This is a genomic window from Sandarakinorhabdus sp. (genome assembly GCF_987265915.1).
In genome coordinates this window covers 3,119,126-3,140,279 of record NZ_OZ503948.1, presented here as the reverse complement: position 1 = coordinate 3,140,279, position 21,154 = coordinate 3,119,126, and the positions used below count along the sequence as shown (strand labels likewise).

Below are 21,154 nucleotides of genomic sequence, written 5' to 3'. Positions count from 1 at the left end.
TGGGATTGAGTGGGCCTCAATGGAATCTGATGGGCCGATATGGTCTCAATTGGGGATATCCATGGGCAAACTGCATTTCTTGGCAAATCGTTCTTGGGACGTTCTCCGTGCGCCTCCGCAAAATCGGCCTGTGGATAAAATTGTGCGCTTTTTCACGCCGCGCGCGCCGCCAGGGCCGTCGCGCCGCGCCAGCCGATTCGCTGCCAGCCCGCACGCCTGCGGCTGGATCATTTCTCTTGCGGCCGGGTGGCCGGGCCGGGCGCGACGCCCAGCACCGCCAGCGGCTCACCGGCGCCGGGCTGGTCGTTCACCCGCGCCGGGCCCAGACGCGCCGCCGCGAGCATCACGATCAGAAAGATCGCTGCCAGCCCGGTCAGGCCCCAGCGCAGCCGTTCGCCGCTGCGCTCCGGCCGCCGTAGCCGGGCCAGCGCACCGGGCGCCCGACCAGAACCGCCCGCGCTGCCATCGCCCGATCCCTTGCTGGGCGGGCCGGCACCGAGGTCTGAAATCTTCATATCCATCAACCATGATTCTACGGTGTATGGTCACCCGGCGGCAAGGCCTTTGGCAGCAAGCCATTCATCATTGTAAATCGTTGACAAATAACGCAATCCGCTGTCGCACAAGATGGTCGCGATGATATGCCCCGGCCCCATGTGCCGCGCCAGCCGCACCGCGCCCGCCACATTGATACCCGAAGACAGGCCCAGGCAGATGCCTTCTTCATCGTTCAACCGGCGCACCCAGTGCAGCCCTTCGGCATCGGGCACGCGAAATTGCGCATCGACCTGCAGCCCATCCAGATTGCCGGTGATGCGCGACTGGCCAATGCCTTCCGATACGCTCGATCCTTCGGCCTTCAGCTCGCCATGGGCAAACCAGTTGTACAGCGCGGCGCCTTCCGGATCGGTCAGGGCGATGGTGATCTCCGGCTTTTCGGCGCGCAGCCCCAGCGCGACGCCGGCCAGCGTGCCGCCGGTGCCCACCGCGCAGGTGAAGCCATCGATCCGGCCGCCGGTCTGCTGCCACAGCTCGGCGGCGGTGGTGCGGATATGCGCCAGGCGATTGGCGACATTGTCGAACTGGTTGGCCCAGATCGCGCCCGGCGTTTCCTCGGCGATGCGGCGCGAGGTGTGCACATAATGGCCGGGATTGGCATAGGGCGCGGCCGGCACCAGCACCAGTTCAGCACCCAGGGCGCGCAGCGTGTCCATCTTCTCGCGGCTCTGGGTTTCGGGCATCACGATGATGGTGCGATAGCCGCGCGCCCGGCCGACCAGCGTCAGGCCGATCCCGGTATTGCCGGCGGTGCCTTCGACAATGATGCCGCCTGGGCGCAAGGCCCCGCGCGCCTCTGCATCATCGATGATGCCCAGCGCGGCGCGATCCTTCACGCTGCCACCGGGGTTCAGGAATTCGGCCTTGCCCAAAATCGTGCAGCCGGTGTCGCGGCTGGGGCTGGCCAGCGTGATCAGCGGCGTGTTGCCGATCAGCCGGGTGATGTCGGCAGCAATATCAGGGTTGGAGTTCATGGGCAGCTTCTACGCGGCGGGCGACCTTGCAGCAAGGAAGCTGTGTTGCGGTGCGGGCAAGCATGGCTAAACTGATTGTCATGCGTATATTCGCTTTCCTTGCATCGGCGCTGCTGCTGGCAGCATGCGGCGACCAGCCCGGCGGGGAACTGAAAGTTGCGGTTATCGGTGATGGCCCGCTGGCCGACGCGCTCGCGGCCGAAGCCACCAGCGCCACCTTGCTGAAACGCGGCGCCAATGGCGAACTGGCCACCGGGCTGGCGACCAGCTGGCGGTTTCTGGATGAAGGCGATGCGCTGATCCTGCGCCTGGCGCCGCTGCGCTGGCCCGGCCGCGATGGCCGGCCGGGGGCCGAACTGGTGGCCGGCGATGTCGTCGCCAGCCTGCGGCGGCCCCGCAACGCCGCGGCGCGCGCCCTGCTGGCCGATGCCGGGCTGGCTGCGAAGGGCAATGTGCGCGCACCCATAAACCGCGTCGTCGAGCTGTTGCCGCGCCCGCCGACTCCGTTTCTGCTCGAATTTCTGGCCGAACCGGCGCTGGCGCTGCGCAATCGGCGTGGTCAGGCCTATCCGGGGGCCTATGCCCAAGGCCGCGACGGCGCGTCGATCCGGCTCAGCCGACGCAGTGGTACCGCGACCGCTGATGCGCAGGCCGCCCGCATCATCATTGATGCCCCCGATGCCGCCGCCGCGGTCCGCGGTTTTGCCGCCGGCGATGTGCATGTCGTGCTGGGCGAAGGCCTGGCCGGGCTGGGCACTGTACGCGCCGGCGCGACCGGCCGAGCGCTGATTGTCGAACCGGTGCACGGCGTCATCGGCCTCGCCATCGCGCCCTTCGCGGTGGCGCCCGGCGGCCGGCTCGCCGATCCGCGCCTGCGCCGCGCGCTGCTGCTCGCGGCCGATGGCGCAGTGCTGGCCAATCGTTTCGCGCTGTCCGCCTTGCAGGCGCAGACAAGGCTGTGGGATGGGCTGCCGGCCCCGCTCGACGAACGCCGCCTGCCGCCCGGCGCGCGCCAGGTCCAGGCCAACGCCTTGCTGGCCGCAACCGGCCATGGCCCGTCGCGGCCACTGGCCTTGACCGTACTGGTGCCGGCGAGCGCCGAGGCGGCGCTGATCGCCCGCGAACTGGCGGCCAGCTGGGTGCCGCTGGGCATCTCGCTTGAAATGGTCACGCAGCGCCGCACCGGCGGCGCTGTGCCGCGCCACGATCTGGCGCTGCAGGAAATCACCGCGCCGGTGCCGGACGCGGCGGCGCATCTTGCCCGCTGGCGCTGCGGCCGCGCGCTGCCGTGCAGCCCCGCGGCCGACCGGCTGCTGCAAGAGGCGCGCGACGCCGGCAATGATCTGGCCACCCGCGCGGCCGCGGTTACGGCGGCCGAAGCCGCGCTGATGGTCGATCCGGCCTTCATCCCGCTGCTGCGTCCGGTGCGCTGGGCGCTGGTGGCAAACGGTGTCAGTGGCTTTCAGGCCAATGCATTAGGCCGCCACCCGCTGGGGCGGATGCTGCCGCCCGGCGCAGGCGCGGCCGGAGCGAACTAGAGTCGCTTTGCACCCGGAATGGCTCGCTCAGGCCGGGCAGATTTTCTGCTAGCAGCGCTTGGCCGACGCGCGGCCGATTTCGCGGCCAGCCAGGGCACCGGCGCCGGCCACCAGCGCGCTTTCACCGACATTGCCGCCCAGCAGGGCCGCACCGGCGCCCGCTATCACGGCACCGGCGATGGCCCCGCGTGTCTTGGCCCGTTTCTTGGCGCGCAGGCACTGCTCCAGCGTCTGATAGGATTTGCCATCATATTCATACAGGGTCGGCAGGGTCTGCGATTGGCTTTGCGCCTGGTTGCTGGTCTGCTGGGCCAGCACCGGGCTGGCCGCGGGGCCGGTCAGGCCGATCACCGCGGCAATCAACAGCGGGTTGCGAATGGAAAAAGCATTCATCATTGTCTCCTTGGCAATTGGCCGCATCATCCGTGGTTTGCCGATCGGCGACAAGCAGGTGACGACCGGATTAAGCCAGCGTTCAACTTGCCAGCCGCATCCTGTATGCATGATGAAGCAGTTGATGTTGCCAGCGCTGCTGGTGCCCGTTCTGGCTGCCAGCGCCGCGCTGGCCAATCCTCTGGTCATACCGGCGACGCGCAACGGCGAACCGGTGCGGCTGCGCGCCGAATATGTCCCGGCCAGCCAGTTTGCCGGAGCAGCCCCGGTGGCGGCGCCGGCGATAGCCGCGCCCGGATATCAGATGGCCTATCCGCCGCCCGCATATCCGCAAGATAGCCTACAGCCGGGCTATGATCCGGCCCAAGCCGGCTATGTGCGATCGGCCGATCAGCCATATTTCGACGAACGACCGGCCTATGATCAGGCCGTTTATCAGCAGGATGGCTACCCACAGGGCGCCAATTGGCAAGCGGGTTATGGCCAGCCCTATCCGCCGCCGGTCACGGTGGTGCAGACGCGCGTCGTGCCGGTCGCCTATCCGGTGCCCGTTGCTTATGCCGTGCCGGTCGGTTGGCGCGGCAATGGCTTTCGCGGCGGGTTTCGCGGCCGCGGTTACGGTTGGAACCGTGGCTTTGGCGGCGGCTATGGCGGCTGGAATCGCGGCTGGGGCGGCGGCGTCGTGATCCAGCCGGGCTGGAACAGCGGCTTTTATCGTGGCGGTTATGGCGGCTACTATGGCGGTGGCAATCGTGGTTGGAGCTGCCGCTCGACCGGCGGCGGTGCGCTGGCCGGCAGTGTGGCTGGCGCGGCCATCGGCTATGGCCTGGCCAACCGCTGGGATCGCGGTACGGGTGTGGTGATCGGCGGAATTGTCGGTGCACTGGCTGGCACGGCCATCGAACGCTCCGGCCGCTGCTGAACGCTCACCCCCGGGCGATCACGCTGAGGAAATCCGCGCCCCAGCGTTCCAGCTTGCTGGCGCCCACGCCCGGCACCCGTGCCAGATCATCGGGCGTGCGTGGGCGCAGGCGTGCCATCTCGCGCAGGGTCGCATCGTGAAACACCACATAGGGCGGCACTTCGGCGGCCGCCGCCAGTTCGCGCCGGCGCTGGCGCAGCGCATCGAACAGCGCCTGATCACCGGCGGCGACGTCGGCCGAACCGGCGTCACGCCGCGTGCTGCCTGAACGGCCTTCGCGGCGTGGCGGCGTGGCCGGCGCCTGTTTCAACTGCACCGCCACCTCGCCTTTCAGGATCGGTCGGGACGCCGGCCCCAGCGCCAGGCCGCCATGTTCGGGATCGCGCATCAGGGCGCCGGTCGCTTCCAGCTGGCGGGTCAGGCTGCGCCATTGATCGACAGACACATCCTTGCCGATACCGAACACGCTGGCCTGCTCATGCCGGAATTTCAACACCTTTTCAGACGTTTTGCCCAACAATACCTCGGTCAGGTGGCCGATGCCGAACCGCTGCCCAGTGCGATACACCGCCGACAGCAGTTTGCGCGCCGCCTCTGTGGCATCCAGCAACTGCGGCGGGTTCAGGCAATTGTCGCAGTTCCCGCAGGCATCGGGCGGCGCATCACCGAAATAGCGCAGCAATTCGCGCCGCCGGCAGCCGCTGGTTTCCAGGAAAGCGATCAGCGCGTTCATGCGCCGCGTCTCATCGGCCTTGCGCGCCTCGTCGCCGTCACCGGCAGCGATGAAGCCGCGCAGCCGCGCCACATCCTCCCCGCCCCAGATCAATTGCGCCACCGCCGGATCGCCATCGCGCCCGGCGCGGCCGGTTTCCTGATAATAGGCCTCGATCGATTTGGGCATGCCGGCGTGCAGCACGAATCGCACATCGGGTTTGTCGATGCCCATGCCGAACGCGATCGTTGCCACCATCACCATCGATTCGGATTTGACGAAATCGGCCTGGTGGCGGCTGCGCGTGCCCGGCTCCAGCCCGGCGTGATAGGGGCGGGCGTTGATGCCCGCCTCCGTCAGCCATTCGCAGATCTTCTCGGTCGCGGCGCGGGTGGGGGCATAGATGATGCCGGCCTGATCGCGGTGCTGGCCCAGGAAATCGAGGATCTGCCGTTTGAGATTGTCGCGCCCGGCCACATCATAGCGGATGTTCGGCCGATCAAAGCCCGAAAGCACCACGCGATCATCACCGATACCCAGTTGCCGCGCGATATCGACACGCGTCTCGCGATCGGCGGTCGCCGTCAATGCGATGCGTGGCACACCGGGCAGTGCATCGCAGAACGGGCGCAGCCGGCGATATTCGGGGCGGAAATCATGCCCCCACTGCGACACGCAATGCGCTTCATCAATGGCGATCAGCGCGATTTCGACCCGCCCGGCCAACAGGCCAAAGCCTTCGCTCAGGGCGCGTTCCGGCGAGACATAGAGCAGATCAAGCGCGCCATCGCGCATCGCCCGCCACACTTCTTCGCCATCGCTGGCCTGGCTGTTCAGCGTGGCGGCGCGCACGCCGACCGCCTTCAATGCGCGCACCTGATCTTCCATCAACGCGATCAGCGGCGAGATCACCAGCGCCGTACCCGGCCGGATCAGCGCCGGAATCTGATAGCACAGCGATTTGCCGGCGCCGGTCGGCATGATGGCCACCACGTCGCGCCCGGCCAATATGTCGGCGATGATGGCCAGCTGCGGCCCGCGAAATTCGGCGTGGCCGAACACGCGGGTAAGCACGTCATGTGGGGTCATGGCATGTCGATAGCCGGGGCTTTGCTGCGTTGCTATGGGCTTGTGGATGCGTTGGCGACAAACTGTGATTTGGGAATGGGCGTTGCTGGCCGCGCTGCTGCCGGCCGCCGCCTGGGTGCTGTGGATCGAGCTGCGGCCGCCGCGGGGGCTGGGGCCTCCGATCGCGCCGCACGCCATCGCCATAAGGGCCGAATCGCTGCCGGGCAGCGGTGTCAGCCTTTCCGGCGTGCGTCTGGCCGGGGCCCTGGCGCTTCGCAGCGATGATCCCGGCTTCGGCGGGCTTTCGGGGCTGACGGCGCTGCCCGATGGCCGGTTGCTGGCGGTCAGCGATGCCGGGCAATGGCTGGTGCTGCGCCCCGAGGTGCGTGGCAGCCAGTTGGTCGGCGTGACGAGCGCCGAAATGGGTGGGCTGCCGTCGCCGCCCGGCGGTGAAAAATATGACATGGATTCAGAAGCCGTGCAGGTGGCGCCCGATGGCCGCCTGGCGGTCAGCTTCGAACAGCAGCACCGGATCCTGATCTATGATGGCATGCCGCCGCGTCGGCTGGTGGCAACGCACTGGCGCACGGATGCGATGCGCTGGCAGGCCAATGGCGGCGGCGAGGCGCTGGCACTGCTGCCCGGCGGCGCCATGTTCTGGCTGCCCGAAGTTGCGCAAGCCGGGCTGCACCGCAGTGTGTTCATCGCAGCCTCCGGGCAGGCCCGCCGCATCAACGTGGCCGGGCTGCCGGGCTTTGCCATCACCGACGCGGTGGCGCTGGATGCGACCCGCGTGCTGCTGCTGCATCGCCGCTTCACCGGCGTGGAGACGGCGGCAGCGCTCAGCCTGATTGATCTCGGCGGTCCCGGCGTCGCCATTGTCACCGCCCGGCCCTTGCTGCGCTGGAACCGCAATTCGGCCTGGCCGATTGACAATATGGAAGGGGCGGCCATCAGGCGCGAAGCCGGCCGGACGATGCTCTATCTGGTGTCTGACGACAATTTCGCCGCGGCGCAGCGCACGTTGCTGCTGCGGCTGGATATCACGGCCTTGGCGGCTGCTGCCCAATCACGGTGAAGGCTTGCCTTAACGGCTTGCCGTCTTCCACATCGACCAGAAATTCGGGCCGTCGCCGTGCTGCCATTCGCCCTGCACGGCAAAGCCCCGCGATTGATACAGGCCGACATTGGCCGGTGTGGCGGTCTCCAGATAGCAGGCGCGCGTTTCGTGCTGATCGGTGCGATCGATGCCGGCCTTCAGCAGCGCGCCGCCCACACCCAGGCCCTGCGCCTGCGGGATCACGCCGATGAACTGCAGATACCAGTGCGGCCGCTTGTCGTGCTGCCGGTCCATGGCGCCCATCAGGCCCAGGCTGCGCGGCAGGGCAAAGCCGAATGTGGCAATCAGGCGGGGCAGGGCGGCGATCAATGTGCTGGTCGGCATTTCCGCTTGGCCCGGCGGCCGCCACAGCGCCGCGCCGATGATAGCGCCATTGGCGGCAACGGCGACATGCGCCAGATCGAGCCTGGCGTCGGCACCGGTGATCAACTGGAAAAACCGCAGCAGTTGCCTTGGCCGCCGGTCGCGGTCGGGATAAATCCACGCCATGGCCGGATCATCAATGAAGGCGTCGGCCAGCGCTGTGATCAGCGCCGGCCTATCCGCCGGTGTGGCGACCCGCACGTCAGGGGGCAGGTGCCGGATGGTGTTGCGCACGGCCGGCGGCTGCAACCGTCAATCAAGCAGCGGCGGCGGTGGCCTGCCTCTTGATTTCCTTCTTCAGCTTGGCAGCGCGCGGGCTGAGCAGATCGTCGCTGGTCTTCAGCAGCCAATTGTCGAGGCCGCCGACATGTTCCACCGAACGCAGGCCGTTCATCGACACGCGCAGGCGCACGCTGCGGCCCAGCGCGTCCGAGATCAGTGTGACATTCTGCAGATTGGGCAGAAATGTGCGCTTGGTCTTGTTGTTGGCGTGGGACACGTTGTTGCCGACCTGGCGGCCCTTGGCGGTCAATTCGCAAACGCGCGACATGGCGGTACGTCCTTGATCAAAAAACAAATCGAATCTGTGAAGGCGGCCCTGCCGGAATCGGCACAGCCACAACAGGGGGCGGCGCATAACCCAGCCCTGCCATGGCGTCAACCTTGGGGGAGGGGCTGGACTGCCCGCAACGGCCGGTGCAGAACGGGCCCATGCCCTATTTCGCCATCCATTGCATCGACAAGCCCGACAGCGCCGAACTGCGCGCCGCCAACCGCCCGGCGCACCTGGCGCACATCGATCTCTTCAAGGACAAGGTGCTGGTCGCCGGGCCCCTGCTGCGCCCCGATGGCCGCACCATGGGATCGCTGCTGATCATGGAGTTCGATGATCGCGACACCGCCATCGCCTTTGCCAATGCCGATCCCTATCATCAGGCCGGGCTGTTCGAGACCCGGTCGGTGACGAACTGGCACAAGGTGTTGCCGTAGGCGCAGCCATTTGCCGACTCCGGCACGCGCCTTCTTGCCTTGCTTCTGCACCTTGAACGGATTCGGCGGCTTCGCCGCCGGCCGTGGCTTGGCGGGCCGGTCGGCCCTTTCGTCGCCACGACCCTTCGACAAGCTCAGGGTGAGCGGGAGGTGGATCAGAAGATCAGCCCCTGCCGCTTGGCTGCGCTCAACAATTCCGCGCGGATATTCACCCCTGGTGCCGCCAGCCAGCCCAGCATCGCATCGCCCAACGGCTCAAGCGTGGCGGCGCGCACCATCGCCTTGATCGGGCCGATGCCGGCCGGGGTGATGGACAATTGCTCGACGCCCAGCGCCATCAGCGCCAACGCCTCCAGCGGCCGGCCACCCATTTCGCCGCAGACGGTGACCGGCACATCATGGTCGGCGGCGGCACACACGACGCGGCGGATCACGCGCAGGATCGCTGGCGACAGCCAGTCATAACGATCCGCCAGCCGCGGATTGGCTCTGTCGGCGGCAAACAGGAATTGGGTCAGGTCGTTGGTGCCGATCGAGACGAAATCCACCATCGGCAGCAACACATCCAGCTGCTCGATCAGCGCCGGCACTTCGATCATCGCGCCATATTCCACTCCGGACGGCACCGGCCGCCCCGATGCCTGCAACCGTTCGCGCTGCGCTTCCACCAGCGCACGGGCTTCGGCGAACTCCCAGGGTTCCGATACCATCGGGAACATCACGCTCAGCGTGCGGCCGGCGGCAGCCTCCAGAAGGGCGCGCGCCTGTACCTTCATCAGGCCGGTCCGACCCAGCGCCAGGCGCAGCGCCCGCCAGCCCATCGCCGGATTCTCGTCCTCCTCGTCACCGGCCAGATAGGGCACCGATTTGTCGCCGCCGATATCGACGGTGCGGAACACCACCGGCTTGTCGCCCGCAGCATCGAGCACACCCTTGTACAGCGCTTGCTGGCGTTCGCGGCGCGGCAGCGTGGCGGACACCAGGAACTGGAATTCGGTGCGGAACAGCCCGATGCCATCGGCGCCGGCCAGCGGAATCGCCGCGGCATCATCGACCAGCCCGGCATTCATGTAGAGTGCGATCTGGCGGCCATCCCGGGATATGGCCGGCAGGTCGCGCACCTTGGCCCATTGTTCGGCCTGGCGGGCCTTCAGCACCCGCATCGCCTGATAGGATTTGATCGTGGCTGCGGTCGGCCGCACCAGCAGCGCGCCATTGCCGGCATCGACGATCAGTTCATCGCCATCATTCACCTGCGCAAACAGATGTTCGACACGGCCGAGCACCGGCACGCCCATGGCGCGCGCCACGATGATGACATGCGCGGTCAGGCTGCCTTCTTCCAGCACCACGCCCTTCAGGTGACGCTTGTCATATTCCAGCAGCTCCGCCGGCCCCAGGTTGCGCGCGATCAGGATCGCATCACCCTGCAAGCCCAGTTGCGCCGCGGTGCCCAATTGCCCGGAAAGAATGCGCAACAGCCGGTTGGACAGATCATCGAGATCGGTCAGCCGTTCGCGCAAGTAAGGATCATCGATGCTGCGCATGCGCAGCCGGTTGCGCGATTGCACCCGCTCCACCGCAGCTTCGGCGGTCAGGCCGGTTTCGATGGCATCGTTGATGCGCCGCGCCCAGCCTTCGTCATAGGCGAACATCTTGTAGGTTTCGAGGATCTCGTGGTGATCGGTGCCGGCGACGAACTCCGATTGGCCCATCATGGTTTCGATCTGCTCGCGCATGCGGCGGAAGGCATCGACCAGCCGCGTGCGCTCCAGCTCGACATCGTCCGACACCGTGTGTTCCACCACCACGCGCGGCTGGTGGAACACCGCCAGCCCGCGCGCCAAGCCATCGACCAGCTTCAGCCCGTTCATGCGCAGCGGGCCGGAGTTGGCGGCGCGCATCCGCATCGCCTGCGCATCATCAACCAGACCAGCGCCGTGGATCAGTTCGGACAGCACCATGGCGACGGTTTGCAGGCCTTCGATCTCGATCTCGGCATATTCGCGCGGTTCGCGGTGCTGCACGGCCAGCACGCCGATGGCGGCTTCGCGTCGCACGATCGGCACGCCGCAGAAACTGTGGAAATCATCTTCGCCGGTTTCGGGGCGATAGACGAAATCCGGGTGCGCCTTGGCTTCGGCCAGGCTCAGTGGCTCGCGGCGCGAAGCGATGGTGCCAACCAGGCCCTGGCCCATCGACAATTTCGTCACATGCACGGCGGTCTGCGCCAACCCGAAGGTGGCATAAAGCTCGAGCACGCCATCGCGCAGCAGATAGATGGAGGCGACTTCGCTGCCCAGTTCGTCGGCGACGATCTTCACCACCTGATTGAGCTTGGCCTGCGCCGCGGCTTTCCCGGCCATCACATCGTGAAGGCGACGCAGGATGATGCGGGCGGCGCTGGCGGGGGGCATCAGGCGGCTGCTTCCCGTCGTTCAGGGGGGGCAAAGCGCCGGCTGATCGCGGCCTCGGCTTCGCTGGTCAGTTCGGCGATGATCTCCGCCACCGGCTGTACCTTGGTCACCATGCCCACCGATTGCCCGGCCATCAGGCTGCCGTTCTCGATGTCGCCTTCCACCACGGCGCGGCGCAGGGCGCCTGCCCAATAATGTTCGATGGCCAGTTGCCCGGCGGCCAGATCCATCTCGCCGCGGTCCACCGCTGCTGCCACTTCGCGCTGGCGTTCGTTGAAGGCTTCGCTGCCGGCATTTTTCAAGGCGCGCACCGGGATCACCGGCAGGCGCGGATCGATCTGCACGCTCGACAACGCATCGCGGGCGCTGGCCCGCACAAACGCGGTCTTGAACTTTTCATGCGCCACGCTTTCTGCCGACGCGGCAAAGCGCGTGCCCAGCTGCACACCCGAGGCGCCCATTTCCAGATAGGCGGCAATGGCGTTGCCCCGCCCGATGCCGCCGGCAACGAACACCGGCACATCGGTGATCACCGGCAGGATTTCCTGCGCCAGCACGGTCAGCGACACCGGCCCGATATGGCCGCCAGCTTCCGATCCTTCGATGACGATGGCATCAACGCCTGATCGCACCAATTTCTTCGCCAGCGCCGCGGTGGGGGCAAAGCACATCAATTTGGCGCCGAACGCCTTGATCGCGGCGATCGCTGCGCCCGATGGCAGCCCGCCGGCCAGCACGACATGGCTGACATTCTGGCGCGCGCAGACCTGGATCAGTTCATCCAGCATCGGGTGCAGCGTGATCAGATTGACGCCAAACGGCAGTTGAGTCAGCGCCCGCGTCGCGGCAATTTCGGCCTCCAGCAGGGCGGGCGGCATTGATCCGCAGGCGATCACGCCAAAGCCGCCGGCATTGGAAATTGCGGAGACCAGCTTGCGTTCCGACACCCAGGTCATCGCGCCGGCCATGATGGCATGGCGCGTGCCCAGAAACGCCCGGCCACGTGCGGATGCGGCGTCGAGATGCGGGGTATTGCTCATGCCTCGGTCTCCGCATCGGGTGCCGGCCCATCCAGGCCATAGGCGGTGTGCAGCACGCGCACGGCGAGCTCGACATAATCCTTCGGGATCAGCACGCTCACCTTGATTTCCGATGTGGTGATCGCCTGGATGTTGATGCCGCGGCTGGCCAGCGCGCGGAACATCGTGGCGGCGACCCCGGCATGGCTCTTCATGCCGACACCCACCACCGAGATCTTCGCGACATCATCGTCGGAAATCAGCTGCTTGAAACCGATTCCGCCCTGGGCCTTTTCCAGCACCGCCAGCGATGCCGGCAATTGCGCGCGCGGCACCGTGAAGGTCACGTCGGTGGTACCTTCGCCCTTGGCGATATTCTGCACGATCATGTCCACGTTGATGTTGGCATCGGCCAGTGGCCCGAAGATGCCAGCGACCACGCCCGGCACATCGGGCACGCCCACCAACGTCACCTTGGCTTCGCCACGATCGGCGACCACGCCCACAACAATCATGCGTTCCATTTCATCATCCTCGTCCACCACCAGCGTGCCGGGTGCGTCGGAGAAGCTCGACAGCACCTGCACTACCATCTTTTCCTTCATGGCCAGTTCCACCGACCGTGTCTGCAACACCTTGGCGCCCACGCTGGCCAGCTCCAGCATCTCTTCATAGGTGATGCGGCTGAGCTTGCGCGCGCGCGGCACGATGCGCGGATCGGTGGTGTAGACGCCATCGACATCGGTGTAGATGTCGCAGCGGTCGGCCTTGAGCGCGGCGGCCAGCGCCACCGCCGATGTGTCCGATCCGCCGCGGCCCAGCGTCGTCACCCGATTGTCGTCGGTCAGGCCCTGAAAGCCCGGCACCACTGCCACTTCGCCCTGCGCCATGCCGGCCAAAATGGCTGCGGTGCCGACATCCTCGATGCGCGCCACGCTGTGCGCGGCCGTGGTGCGGAATGGCACTTGCCAGCCCAGCCAGCTGCGCGCCTTCACCCCCGCCGATTGCAGGGTGATCGCCAACAGCCCGGCGGTGATCTGTTCGCCGGCTGCCACCACCACATCATATTCGGCCGGATCGGCCAGTGGCGAGGCTTCGCGGCAATAGCCGACCAGCCGGTCGGTCTCGCCGGCCATGGCAGAGACCACGACCGCAACCTGGTTGCCGGCATCGACCTCGCGTTTCACCCGGGCGGCGACATTGCGAATCCGCTCTGTCCCCGCCATCGATGTTCCGCCGAATTTCATCACGATCCGGGCCATGGCCGGCTGCTTCCCTTGTCACGTGCTCCACTATTGCTCTTGCCTGATAGGAACCAAGGGGGGCAATGGCAAGCAAGGCGCAGCTTTCGTGAGGCGAAGCAAAGATGACCAATGCGGCCAGCATCAACCCGGACGAAGCGGCATTCTTTGGCGCGCTGGCCGGCGATTGGTGGAACCCGCACGGCTCGTCGGCCATGCTCCACCGCATCACACCGGTGCGCACGGCGCATATCAGGGCAGAGGCGGTGGCGCATTTCAGCCTGAATGCCAGAAGCCGCCGGCCGCTCAGCGGTCTGTCGGCCCTTGATGTCGGCTGCGGTGCCGGCCTGATGGCGGAGCCGTTGGCCCGCATGGGGTCCAGCGTTACGGGCATCGATGCCGCGCCTGAGAATATCGCCGCGGCCGCAGCGCATGCGCAGGCCGGCGGGCTGGATATCGCCTATCATTGCATCGCCGTGGAGGATCTTGCCGACAGCGGCGAGCAATATGATCTGATCACGTGCCTGGAAGTTGTCGAGCATGTCGCGGGCCGCGATGGGTTTTTTGCCGCGCTTGCCCGCTTGCTCAAACCCGGCGGGCTGGCGATATTCTCCACCCCCAACCGCACCGCGGCGAGCTGGGCGGTGGTGATTGCCGGCGCGGAATATCTCACCCGCAGCATCCCGCGTGGCGCCCATGATTGGAACCGCTTCTTCACGCCCGATGAACTCGCCGAAGCGTTGCAGAACGCCGGCCTGACGCCTGCTGAACCAGCCGGCTTGTCGTGGCGGCCGGGCAAGGGCTTTCATATCAGTGGCGATGTGGCAGTGAATTATTTCCTCAGCGCGTCCAAGGCCAGCTAACGGCCCGCCGCGCCTGGGTGGGGGTGGCGCGGCGGGCCGGGCGGCGTGGGCCGCCATGATGGCCACTTCGGGGGGGAAGCGACCATCACGACAACATTAACGGAATGTAATGTCGATTGCCACAGCAAAAGTCGGCTTTGGGCTTGGCCAAAAGCGCGCACCCCCGGGATCTGCAGCCGATTTGCCTGAATCCACCGATTATGCTTCCGTGCGCGGCTATGGATATTGATGCCGCCGTTTCGATCGTCGAGGTCTCCCCCCGGGACGGCCTGCAGAACGAGGCCGGCTTTGTCGAAACCGCCGATAAGCTGCGCCTGATCGATCAGCTGATCGGCATGGGCGCGCGGCGGATCGAGGTGGCGAGCTTCGTCAATCCGCGCCGCGTGCCGCAAATGGCCGATGCCGAAACGGTGGTCGCCGGCCTGCCCCCAGCGCCCGGCGTGCGCTTCATCGGCCTGTGCCTGAACGAGCGCGGCGTCACCCGCGCCATCGCCACGCAAGACACGCCGCGCCCGCTCGATGAAGCTGGCTGCGTGCTGGTCGCCAGCGACAGTTTCGGCATCATCAACCAGGGCCAGAGCGTTTCCGATGGTATCATCGCCAATCGCGCCATGCTGAAACAGGCCCGCGATGCCGGGCTTTATGCCCAGGTGACGATCAGCGCGGCCTTCGGTTGCCCCTATGAAGGGCCGATGGCGGCGGATCATGTCGTGGCGCTGGCGGCGCGCATGGCCGATGCCGGCGCGCAGGAAATCGCCCTGGCCGACACGATCGGCGTGGCGGTGCCGGCGCAGGTGTTTGACCTGACTGCCCGTGTCATCGCCGCCATCGCGCCGATTCCGATCCGCCTGCACCTGCATGACACCCGCGGCCTGGCGCCGGCCAACGCCTGGGCCGCCTATCAGGCCGGGTGCCGCACCTTCGATTCGGCGCTGGGTGGCTTGGGTGGCTGCCCGTTCGCGCCGGGCGCTGCCGGCAATGTCGGCACCGAAGAGCTGCTGTATCTGTTCGCCCATTCCGGCGTCGCCACTGGCTATGATCTCACTGCCGCGCTGGCCGCAAACCAGTGGTTCGCCGGCATCATGGGCCGGCCGCTGCCCAGCCGCGCCGGCAAGGCCGGAGATTTCGTGGCGCGGCCGCTGCCTGCTGCCCGATGACCGACCAGGCGATGGAAAACACAGGTGCGCTGGCGGGCATCACCGTCATCGAAATGGGCCAGTTGATCGCCGGGCCGTTCTGCGGGCAGTTGCTGGGCGACCTGGGCGCCGATGTCATCAAGATCGAGGCGCCGGGGCAGGGTGATCCGATGCGCGGCTGGGGCGGCGGCGCGCAGCCGATGTGGTGGCAGGTGATCGCCCGCAACAAGCGCTGTGTCAGCTGCGATCTGCGTGGGCCCGAAGGCCAGGCCCTGGCCCGGCAGATGATTGCCAAGGCCGACATCTTGATCGAGAATTTCCGGCCCGGCACGCTGGAAAAATGGGGCATGGCGCCAGACGCCCTGCACGCCATCAACCCAGGTTTGATCATCGTGCGTGTCTCCGGCTACGGCCAGACCGGGCCCTATGCCGCGCGCGCCGGCTTTGGCCTGATCGGGGAGGCGATGGGCGGCTGGCGGGCCATTGTCGGCGATGCCGATCGCCCGCCAGCGCGCATGGGTGTTTCGATCGGGGACACGCTGGCCGCCACCTATGGCGCGCTGGGCGCACTGGCGGCGCTCAATCACCGTCATGCCACCGGCCGGGGCCAAGTGGTCGATTCGGCTTTGTATGAAGCGGTGTTGCAGGTCATGGAAAGCCTGGTGCCGGATTACGCCGCGTCAGGATTTGTGCGGCAACGCTCCGGCGCGATCCTGCCCGGCATCGCGCCGTCCAATGTCTATCCGGCGAAGGATGGCGATTATCTGATCGGCGCCAATCAGGATGGCGTGTTCGCCCGGCTGTGCACCGCCATGGGCCGGCCGGAACTGGCACACGACCCGCTATATGCCAGCCACGACGCGCGTGGGCAGCACCAGCGCCAGCTCGATGATCTGATCGGCGCCTGGACCGCCACGCTGACGATTGCCGAACTGGAAGCCATATTGGTCGCTGCCGGGGTGCCGGCGGGCCGCGTCTATCGCCCGCAGGATATGCTGGACGATCCGCATTTCCAGGCCCGCGCCGCCATCACCGCCGTGCCGCACCCGCATCTGGGCACGGTGACCATGCAGAATGTCATGCCGCGCCTGTCGGCCACGCCCGGCGCCATTCGCCGCCATGCTCCTGAACATATTGGGCAAGACAATGATGACGTCTATGGTAGCTGGCTGGGGCTGGACGCGCCCGCGCTTGCCGATCTGCGCCAGCGTGGCATCATCTGACGGGTGATATCGGGGAGACGATCCGTGCGTACCAAGTTGATCCTGCTGACGGCCGCCCTGCTGGTGGCGGTGCCGGCGGCAGCCGATGCCGGCCATGCCTTCCGCAATGAGACGATGGCCGGCCTGCGCTGCCGCCTGTCCAGCGAAACCAGCGATACCGCGATGACCATCACCCTGGAGCCGAAGGAACGGGTGACGGTGATGGCCAATTATATCGATATCCGCTGTGCCGAGCCGGTGTTGCGGCAACGCTTCGCCCTGGCCGGCGGCAAGACTTATGTGTTCCGCCGCTTGCCCGATGGCAGCCGCGTCAGCCTCAGCCCGGAATAAGATCCGGATACCACAGCCGGGCCAGCATCGCGATGCCCAGTCCGGCAAACAGCAGCGCCGCCAGCCGGCGCACAAGCCGCAGCGACACCCGCGCCACGATGGCCTCCCCCATCAGCACTGCCGGCGCATTGGCCAGCATCATGCCCAGCGTGGTGCCGATGGTGACGGCGATCACATCCTGAAACCGCGCCGCCAGCGCCACTGTGGCCACTTGTGTCTTGTCGCCGATCTCCACCACGAAGAACGCCACCATGGTGCCGATCAGCGCATGGCTGGTGCCGGTGGCCTGGGGCGCATCGTCCAATTTGTCAGGCACCAGGGTCCATGCCGCCATCGCCAGAAAGCCGATGGCGACCGCTGTCTGGAACAACGGCCCGGCCAGCAGCCCGGCCAGCGCCACGCCGGCCCAGGCGGCAAGGCCATGATTGGCCAATGTTGCCAGCAGGATACCGCCCAGCACCGCGAACGGTTGGCGGTAGCGCGCCGCCAGCACCAGTGCCAGCAACATGGTCTTGTCGCCGATCTCGGCGAGCGCCACGACGCCGGCCGAGGTTGCGATAATGGGCAGCGTGGTCAGCATCCGCGCCATTACCGCCTCTTGCGTTGCCGGTGCAATGGGCGGAAACTGCGTAGATGAGTATGATTATCCTGTTGCTTGCCGCTACCACCGCAGCTGGCCTGCCCGCCGCGCCAGCCATCCCGGCGCCCGTCAGCCAGATCCTGATCGCGCCGGCCACCATCGACAATACGCTCGAAATCGAAGGTGAAGCGCTCGAAGCTGAACAGTTGAAGAAGCGCTTGTTCATCGATGTGAGGGTGAACAACAGCGGCCCGCACCGCTTCCTGGTCGATTCCGGCGCCGATCGCTCGGTGGTCAGCGACGGGCTGGCGCTGCAACTGCGCCTGCCGGCCGGCGCCCCGGTGCGGGTGCAGGGCATGGCCGGCGTGCGCGAAGTGGCGACGGTGGAGGTGGCCGCGCTCAGCCTGGGTCAATCGGACATCGGCCCGATCACCGCGCCGGCATTGGCGGCCCGGCATCTGGGTGCCGAGGGCCTGATCGGCATCGATGCGCTGGCCGATCAGCGGCTGATGCTCGATTTCGACAAGCGCACCATAACCGTGCAGGATTCGCGCCGGCCCTATACCGAAGGCAGCAGCGGCGAGATCGTCGTCACAGCACGCCGTCGCAAGGGCCAGCTGATCATCACCCAGGCCTCGGTGGAAACCCGCGGCGTATCCGCGGTGATCGACACCGGCAGCGAGATCACGCTGGGCAACATGGCCCTGCGCCAACGGCTGTTCGGCAATCGCCGACCGGCCGGCATGCGCGACATCGATTTGCTGTCGGTGACCGGCCAGGTGTTGCGCGCCGAAGTCATGACGCTGAACAATGTGCGGGTTGGCGGGCTGTATCTCAACAATGTGATGGTGGCGTTTGCCGACGCGCCGCCGTTCCGGTTGTTCGGCCTGTCCGAACGCCCGGCGATTTTCCTCGGATCGGACCTTTTGGCCAGCTTCCGCCGCGTCAGCCTGGACTTCCGCAACCGCAAGGTACGCTTCACCCTGCGATAGGATGGCTTCGAATTCGCTCCCTCCCGTACAGGGAGGGAGCGATCACGATTCAATTCTGCAAGGTGTTGGCGGCCAGGCGCAGGAACTGGCTGGTGCAGCCGGCATCGGCAAGCGTGGCACCCAGCGCTTCGACGTTGGTCGGCGCGCTCACCTGCTTCACCGTCAATTTCACCGGTGCCTTGCCGCCATTGACTGTCAGCATGCCCGGCTTGCCGGCCACCGCGGCGGGCAGATTGGCCAGCGCCTGGCCGGGGCCGAACACCACGTCGGCGCTGCTGCCATCGTCACGGCTGATGGTCAGCGTTTGCGCGGCGGTGGTTTCAGCGCGCCATAGCGAGATATTGGCCGGATCGATGGCGCACACCGTGTCGCTGGTGCGGGTATCGAGCGCCCATACGCCGGGTGGCGTCGGCGGGCCCTGATCCTGGCCGGCGGAGCGCACGGCCCCGATGCGGGCGCGGCGGGCTGGCTTTTGCACCAGCAGGTCACTGAACGCCACTTCCTGGGCCACTGCGCTGGGCGCGGCCAGGCTGAAGCTGCCGGGGCCGGAAAAGCTGCGGGTGCCCTTGGCATCGAGCACGATGATCGAATCGCCGGCCTTCAGGTTGATCGGCCCATCGGGCAGGCGCTGCCCTGGCTTGTAACTGCTTGCCGACGGGCCGGCGGCGCGCACCACCAGCGGACCGGCCACGGCCGTTGTTGCCGCCAGCAGCGTCGCCAGCACGCCAAGTGACTTAATCGAGATCATAAACACCTCCGGGTCCTACCTGTTCCAATCGCTTTACCAGATACGCAAGGGCCGTGTCTTGCGGTGCAGCGGCCGCACGGGCCTTCAAGCCGTCGAGCGCCGCGGTCGCGCCGCGATCGAACGCGGCAATCAGCTCGGCCGACACCGGATCGGCCACGGCAACGCCAGCGCCCAAGGGTTCGAACACTTCGATCGGCTTGTCGCGACCGCGCACCCGCACCCGGCCCATGGCGCGGAAATGCTCCAGGCCCATCTGCTCGGCGGCTTCCAGGCTGATCAGGGCAGCGGTCTTGAGCGACTTGTTGGCGCCTTCCAGCCGGGCGGCGACGTTCATCGAATCGCCCAATGCCGTGTATTGGATGCGGCCTTCGCCGCCGAAATTGCCGACGACCACATCGCCCCAGTGCAGGCCGACCCGGGTGCGACCCATTTTTGGCCGGTTGCCTTCGGCAAAACAGAAGCGTTCACCCGCCTTGGACATTTCCACGGCGCAGGCCAGCGCGCGGGCGGCATCGTCGGGCCGCGCGATCGGCGCGCCCCAGAACGCAATGACGGCATCCGCGACGAACTTGTCGAGCGTGCCGCCATGTTTCAGCACCACCTCGCTCATCGTGTCGAGATATTCATTCAGCGTGGCGGCGACGATTTCCGGCGGCTGGCTCTGGCACATCGAGGTGAAGCCCTCGATATCGCTGAACAGCGCGAAGACCGGCCGGCGCTCGCCGTTCAGCGACAGCATTTCCGGGTTGCGCAAGATCTGTTGGGCGACATCGCGCGGCAGATATTTGCCCAGCGCACCTTGCGCAAACTTGCGTTGATCGGCGCCGACCAACCGCGCCGTGGTGGAGGCCGCCATCAGCGCCAGCAGCCAGCCGACCCCAAGGCCGGCACAGGGCAGGCCATAGGTATCAAAACCGCCGTTTTGCAGGGCATAGGGCATCCCGCCGAGCAGCGCGACTTCGGCGATCACCAACGGCCCAAGTATTCGCACGCCCAGATCGAAGCCGCCGGTAACGGCCCCGAGCAGCACTGCCAGCAGCGCCAGGCCCCACAGCACTGCGGCCGGTATCGGCGTCAGGCTGGTGCCGTCCAGCGCCTGGGCGATCAGCACGGCGTGCAGTTCCACCCCCGGCGTGGTGGTGCCCGAAAGCCGGCTGAACGGCGTGATGAACCGATCCGCTTCGGGCAGATCGGCGCCGATCAGCACGATCTTGCCGGCAATCGCATCCTTCAAGGCAGCGGCGGTTTCGGCATTGCCGAACAGATCGACCGGCAACGATGCAAACACCGGCCGGTCGGCAAATTGCGGTTTGCGGAAAATCGCCGAGCCCTGATGATTTGTGTAGGCGCTCAAGCCGGTGATGCGATTGACCAGCAATCCCGGCGGCAACTTGGTGGGGCTGGGCCATTGCCGCCAGGCATTGTCGCTGTCCACATCCAGCCGGATGTTGGCGGTGCGCACCGGTGCCGACGCGACGCTGGCGAAGAATTCGCGCATATGGGCTTCCTGCCACGGCATCACGAACTCGCCATTTTCGGCATTGGGGGAAAAGCCGAAATAGGTCGGCGTTTTCATCGCCAGCAGCGCGGATTTCAGCACCGGGTCTTCGGGCTGCGGCTGATCGATGAGAATGTCGACCCCGATAGCGCGCGGGCCAAGCGCATCGATGTTGGTGAGGGCGCGGGCCAGCATGGTGCGATCGAGCGGTGAACGCTTGCCGGTGGCGGTGAGCGTTTCCTCGGTAAATACCACCAGCACAACCCGATCATCCTGATCGACCCGTGCCGCCGTCAGATCGACCCGCACATCATAAAGGCCACGCTCGGCAGACAGGGCAAACGGCAGATTCCAGCTGTAGCGGGCGATCAGCAACGCCCCGATCAGCACCAGCAAGGTCACGCCCAACCGCAGCGGCCCGGCCTGCGTGATGGCAAGTTTCAGATTGGCAAGGCGGTTCGACATGGCG

The 21,154-nt window shown here is 66.7% G+C and carries 21 protein-coding genes; 9 read left to right on the top strand and 12 right to left on the bottom strand.

The features are described 5' to 3' along the window. Positions 1-227 precede the first annotated feature (227 nt). Positions 228-515 carry a hypothetical protein gene (locus AC6UUM_RS14945; protein ID WP_500803039.1) on the bottom strand — a complete coding sequence of 96 codons (288 nt, stop codon included), beginning with the start codon at positions 513-515 and terminating at the stop codon, positions 228-230. A 30-nt stretch (positions 516-545) separates the two neighbouring features. After that, positions 546-1,532: a cysteine synthase A gene (locus AC6UUM_RS14940; RefSeq protein WP_500803038.1), complete on the bottom strand. Its 987-nt coding sequence runs from the start codon at positions 1,530-1,532 to the stop codon at positions 546-548. A gap of 80 nt (positions 1,533-1,612) precedes the next feature. On the opposite strand from AC6UUM_RS14940, the gene AC6UUM_RS14935 reads away from it, so the two are divergent. Then, positions 1,613-3,070, top strand: coding sequence for a hypothetical protein (locus AC6UUM_RS14935; protein WP_500803037.1), 1,458 nt, complete (start codon positions 1,613-1,615; stop codon positions 3,068-3,070). 48 nt (positions 3,071-3,118) lie between these two features. Here the strand turns inward: AC6UUM_RS14935 and AC6UUM_RS14930 are convergent, their stop codons facing one another. Continuing rightward, the gene (locus AC6UUM_RS14930) at positions 3,119-3,466 is read right to left on the bottom strand and encodes a hypothetical protein (protein ID WP_500803036.1); all 348 of its coding nucleotides are present in this window, start codon (positions 3,464-3,466) and stop codon (positions 3,119-3,121) included. A gap of 106 nt (positions 3,467-3,572) precedes the next feature. Here AC6UUM_RS14930 and AC6UUM_RS14925 point away from each other — a divergent pair, with 106 nt between their 5' ends. Continuing rightward, complete coding sequence (locus tag AC6UUM_RS14925; RefSeq protein WP_500803035.1) at positions 3,573-4,385, top strand: hypothetical protein; 813 nt, start codon at positions 3,573-3,575, stop codon at positions 4,383-4,385. Between the two features lie 4 nt (positions 4,386-4,389). Here AC6UUM_RS14925 and recQ read toward each other — a convergent pair whose 3' ends face one another. Next, positions 4,390-6,186, bottom strand: a complete 1,797-nt coding sequence (gene recQ, locus AC6UUM_RS14920; RefSeq protein ID WP_500803034.1) for a DNA helicase RecQ — start codon at positions 6,184-6,186, stop codon at positions 4,390-4,392. A gap of 64 nt (positions 6,187-6,250) precedes the next feature. Here recQ and AC6UUM_RS14915 point away from each other — a divergent pair, with 64 nt between their 5' ends. Then, the gene (locus AC6UUM_RS14915) at positions 6,251-7,243 is read left to right on the top strand and encodes an esterase-like activity of phytase family protein (RefSeq protein WP_500803033.1); all 993 of its coding nucleotides are present in this window, start codon (positions 6,251-6,253) and stop codon (positions 7,241-7,243) included. A gap of 9 nt (positions 7,244-7,252) precedes the next feature. On the opposite strand, the gene AC6UUM_RS14910 is transcribed toward AC6UUM_RS14915, so the two are convergent. Both AC6UUM_RS14910 and rpmB read right to left on the bottom strand, forming a co-directional pair. After that, positions 7,253-7,882 carry a GNAT family N-acetyltransferase gene (locus AC6UUM_RS14910; protein ID WP_500803032.1) on the bottom strand — a complete coding sequence of 210 codons (630 nt, stop codon included), beginning with the start codon at positions 7,880-7,882 and terminating at the stop codon, positions 7,253-7,255. A 22-nt stretch (positions 7,883-7,904) separates the two neighbouring features. After that, the gene (gene rpmB, locus AC6UUM_RS14905) at positions 7,905-8,198 is read right to left on the bottom strand and encodes a 50S ribosomal protein L28 (protein WP_500803031.1); all 294 of its coding nucleotides are present in this window, start codon (positions 8,196-8,198) and stop codon (positions 7,905-7,907) included. 161 nt (positions 8,199-8,359) lie between these two features. On the opposite strand from rpmB, the gene AC6UUM_RS14900 reads away from it, so the two are divergent. Then, on the top strand, positions 8,360-8,638 hold the full coding sequence (locus AC6UUM_RS14900; protein ID WP_500803030.1) for a YciI family protein: 279 nt from the start codon (positions 8,360-8,362) through the stop codon (positions 8,636-8,638). Between the two features lie 155 nt (positions 8,639-8,793). Here AC6UUM_RS14900 and ptsP read toward each other — a convergent pair whose 3' ends face one another. The 3 genes from ptsP to AC6UUM_RS14885 are packed head-to-tail and all read right to left on the bottom strand — an operon-like array spanning position 8,794 to position 13,336. Further along, complete coding sequence (gene ptsP, locus AC6UUM_RS14895) at positions 8,794-11,055, bottom strand: phosphoenolpyruvate--protein phosphotransferase (RefSeq protein WP_500803029.1); 2,262 nt, start codon at positions 11,053-11,055, stop codon at positions 8,794-8,796. Next, positions 11,055-12,095 (bottom strand): NAD(P)H-dependent flavin oxidoreductase, encoded by a 1,041-nt coding sequence (locus AC6UUM_RS14890; RefSeq protein WP_500803028.1) that lies wholly within the window; start codon positions 12,093-12,095, stop codon positions 11,055-11,057. The genes ptsP and AC6UUM_RS14890 overlap by 1 nt, the downstream gene beginning before the upstream one ends. Beyond that, a complete protein-coding gene (locus AC6UUM_RS14885) occupies positions 12,092-13,336 on the bottom strand; it encodes an aspartate kinase (RefSeq protein WP_500803027.1) in 1,245 nt (414 codons plus the stop codon). The genes AC6UUM_RS14890 and AC6UUM_RS14885 overlap by 4 nt, the downstream gene beginning before the upstream one ends. Before the next feature lie 104 nt (positions 13,337-13,440). Here AC6UUM_RS14885 and ubiG point away from each other — a divergent pair, with 104 nt between their 5' ends. The 4 genes from ubiG to AC6UUM_RS14865 all read left to right on the top strand — a co-directional run bounded on the left by ubiG (position 13,441) and on the right by AC6UUM_RS14865 (position 16,867). Beyond that, positions 13,441-14,178 carry a bifunctional 2-polyprenyl-6-hydroxyphenol methylase/3-demethylubiquinol 3-O-methyltransferase UbiG gene (gene ubiG, locus AC6UUM_RS14880; RefSeq protein ID WP_500803026.1) on the top strand — a complete coding sequence of 246 codons (738 nt, stop codon included), beginning with the start codon at positions 13,441-13,443 and terminating at the stop codon, positions 14,176-14,178. Between the two features lie 218 nt (positions 14,179-14,396). After that, a complete protein-coding gene (locus tag AC6UUM_RS14875; RefSeq protein WP_500803025.1) occupies positions 14,397-15,335 on the top strand; it encodes a hydroxymethylglutaryl-CoA lyase in 939 nt (312 codons plus the stop codon). Then, positions 15,332-16,537, top strand: a complete 1,206-nt coding sequence (locus AC6UUM_RS14870) for a CaiB/BaiF CoA transferase family protein (RefSeq protein ID WP_500803024.1) — start codon at positions 15,332-15,334, stop codon at positions 16,535-16,537. The genes AC6UUM_RS14875 and AC6UUM_RS14870 overlap by 4 nt, the downstream gene beginning before the upstream one ends. A 24-nt stretch (positions 16,538-16,561) precedes the next feature. Beyond that, on the top strand, positions 16,562-16,867 hold the full coding sequence (locus AC6UUM_RS14865) for a hypothetical protein (protein ID WP_500803023.1): 306 nt from the start codon (positions 16,562-16,564) through the stop codon (positions 16,865-16,867). Here the strand turns inward: AC6UUM_RS14865 and AC6UUM_RS14860 are convergent. Beyond that, on the bottom strand, positions 16,854-17,447 hold the full coding sequence (locus tag AC6UUM_RS14860) for a TMEM165/GDT1 family protein (RefSeq protein WP_500803022.1): 594 nt from the start codon (positions 17,445-17,447) through the stop codon (positions 16,854-16,856). The two genes, AC6UUM_RS14865 and AC6UUM_RS14860, sit on opposite strands and share 14 nt — an antisense overlap. A gap of 53 nt (positions 17,448-17,500) precedes the next feature. On the opposite strand from AC6UUM_RS14860, the gene AC6UUM_RS14855 reads away from it, so the two are divergent. After that, complete coding sequence (locus AC6UUM_RS14855; RefSeq protein WP_500803021.1) at positions 17,501-18,439, top strand: aspartyl protease family protein; 939 nt, start codon at positions 17,501-17,503, stop codon at positions 18,437-18,439. 49 nt (positions 18,440-18,488) lie between these two features. On the opposite strand, the gene AC6UUM_RS14850 is transcribed toward AC6UUM_RS14855, so the two are convergent. Next, positions 18,489-19,187 (bottom strand): hypothetical protein, encoded by a 699-nt coding sequence (locus AC6UUM_RS14850; RefSeq protein WP_500803020.1) that lies wholly within the window; start codon positions 19,185-19,187, stop codon positions 18,489-18,491. Continuing rightward, the gene (locus tag AC6UUM_RS14845) at positions 19,174-21,150 is read right to left on the bottom strand and encodes a CHASE2 domain-containing protein (RefSeq protein WP_500803018.1); all 1,977 of its coding nucleotides are present in this window, start codon (positions 21,148-21,150) and stop codon (positions 19,174-19,176) included. The genes AC6UUM_RS14850 and AC6UUM_RS14845 overlap by 14 nt, the downstream gene beginning before the upstream one ends. Positions 21,151-21,154 lie beyond the last annotated feature (4 nt).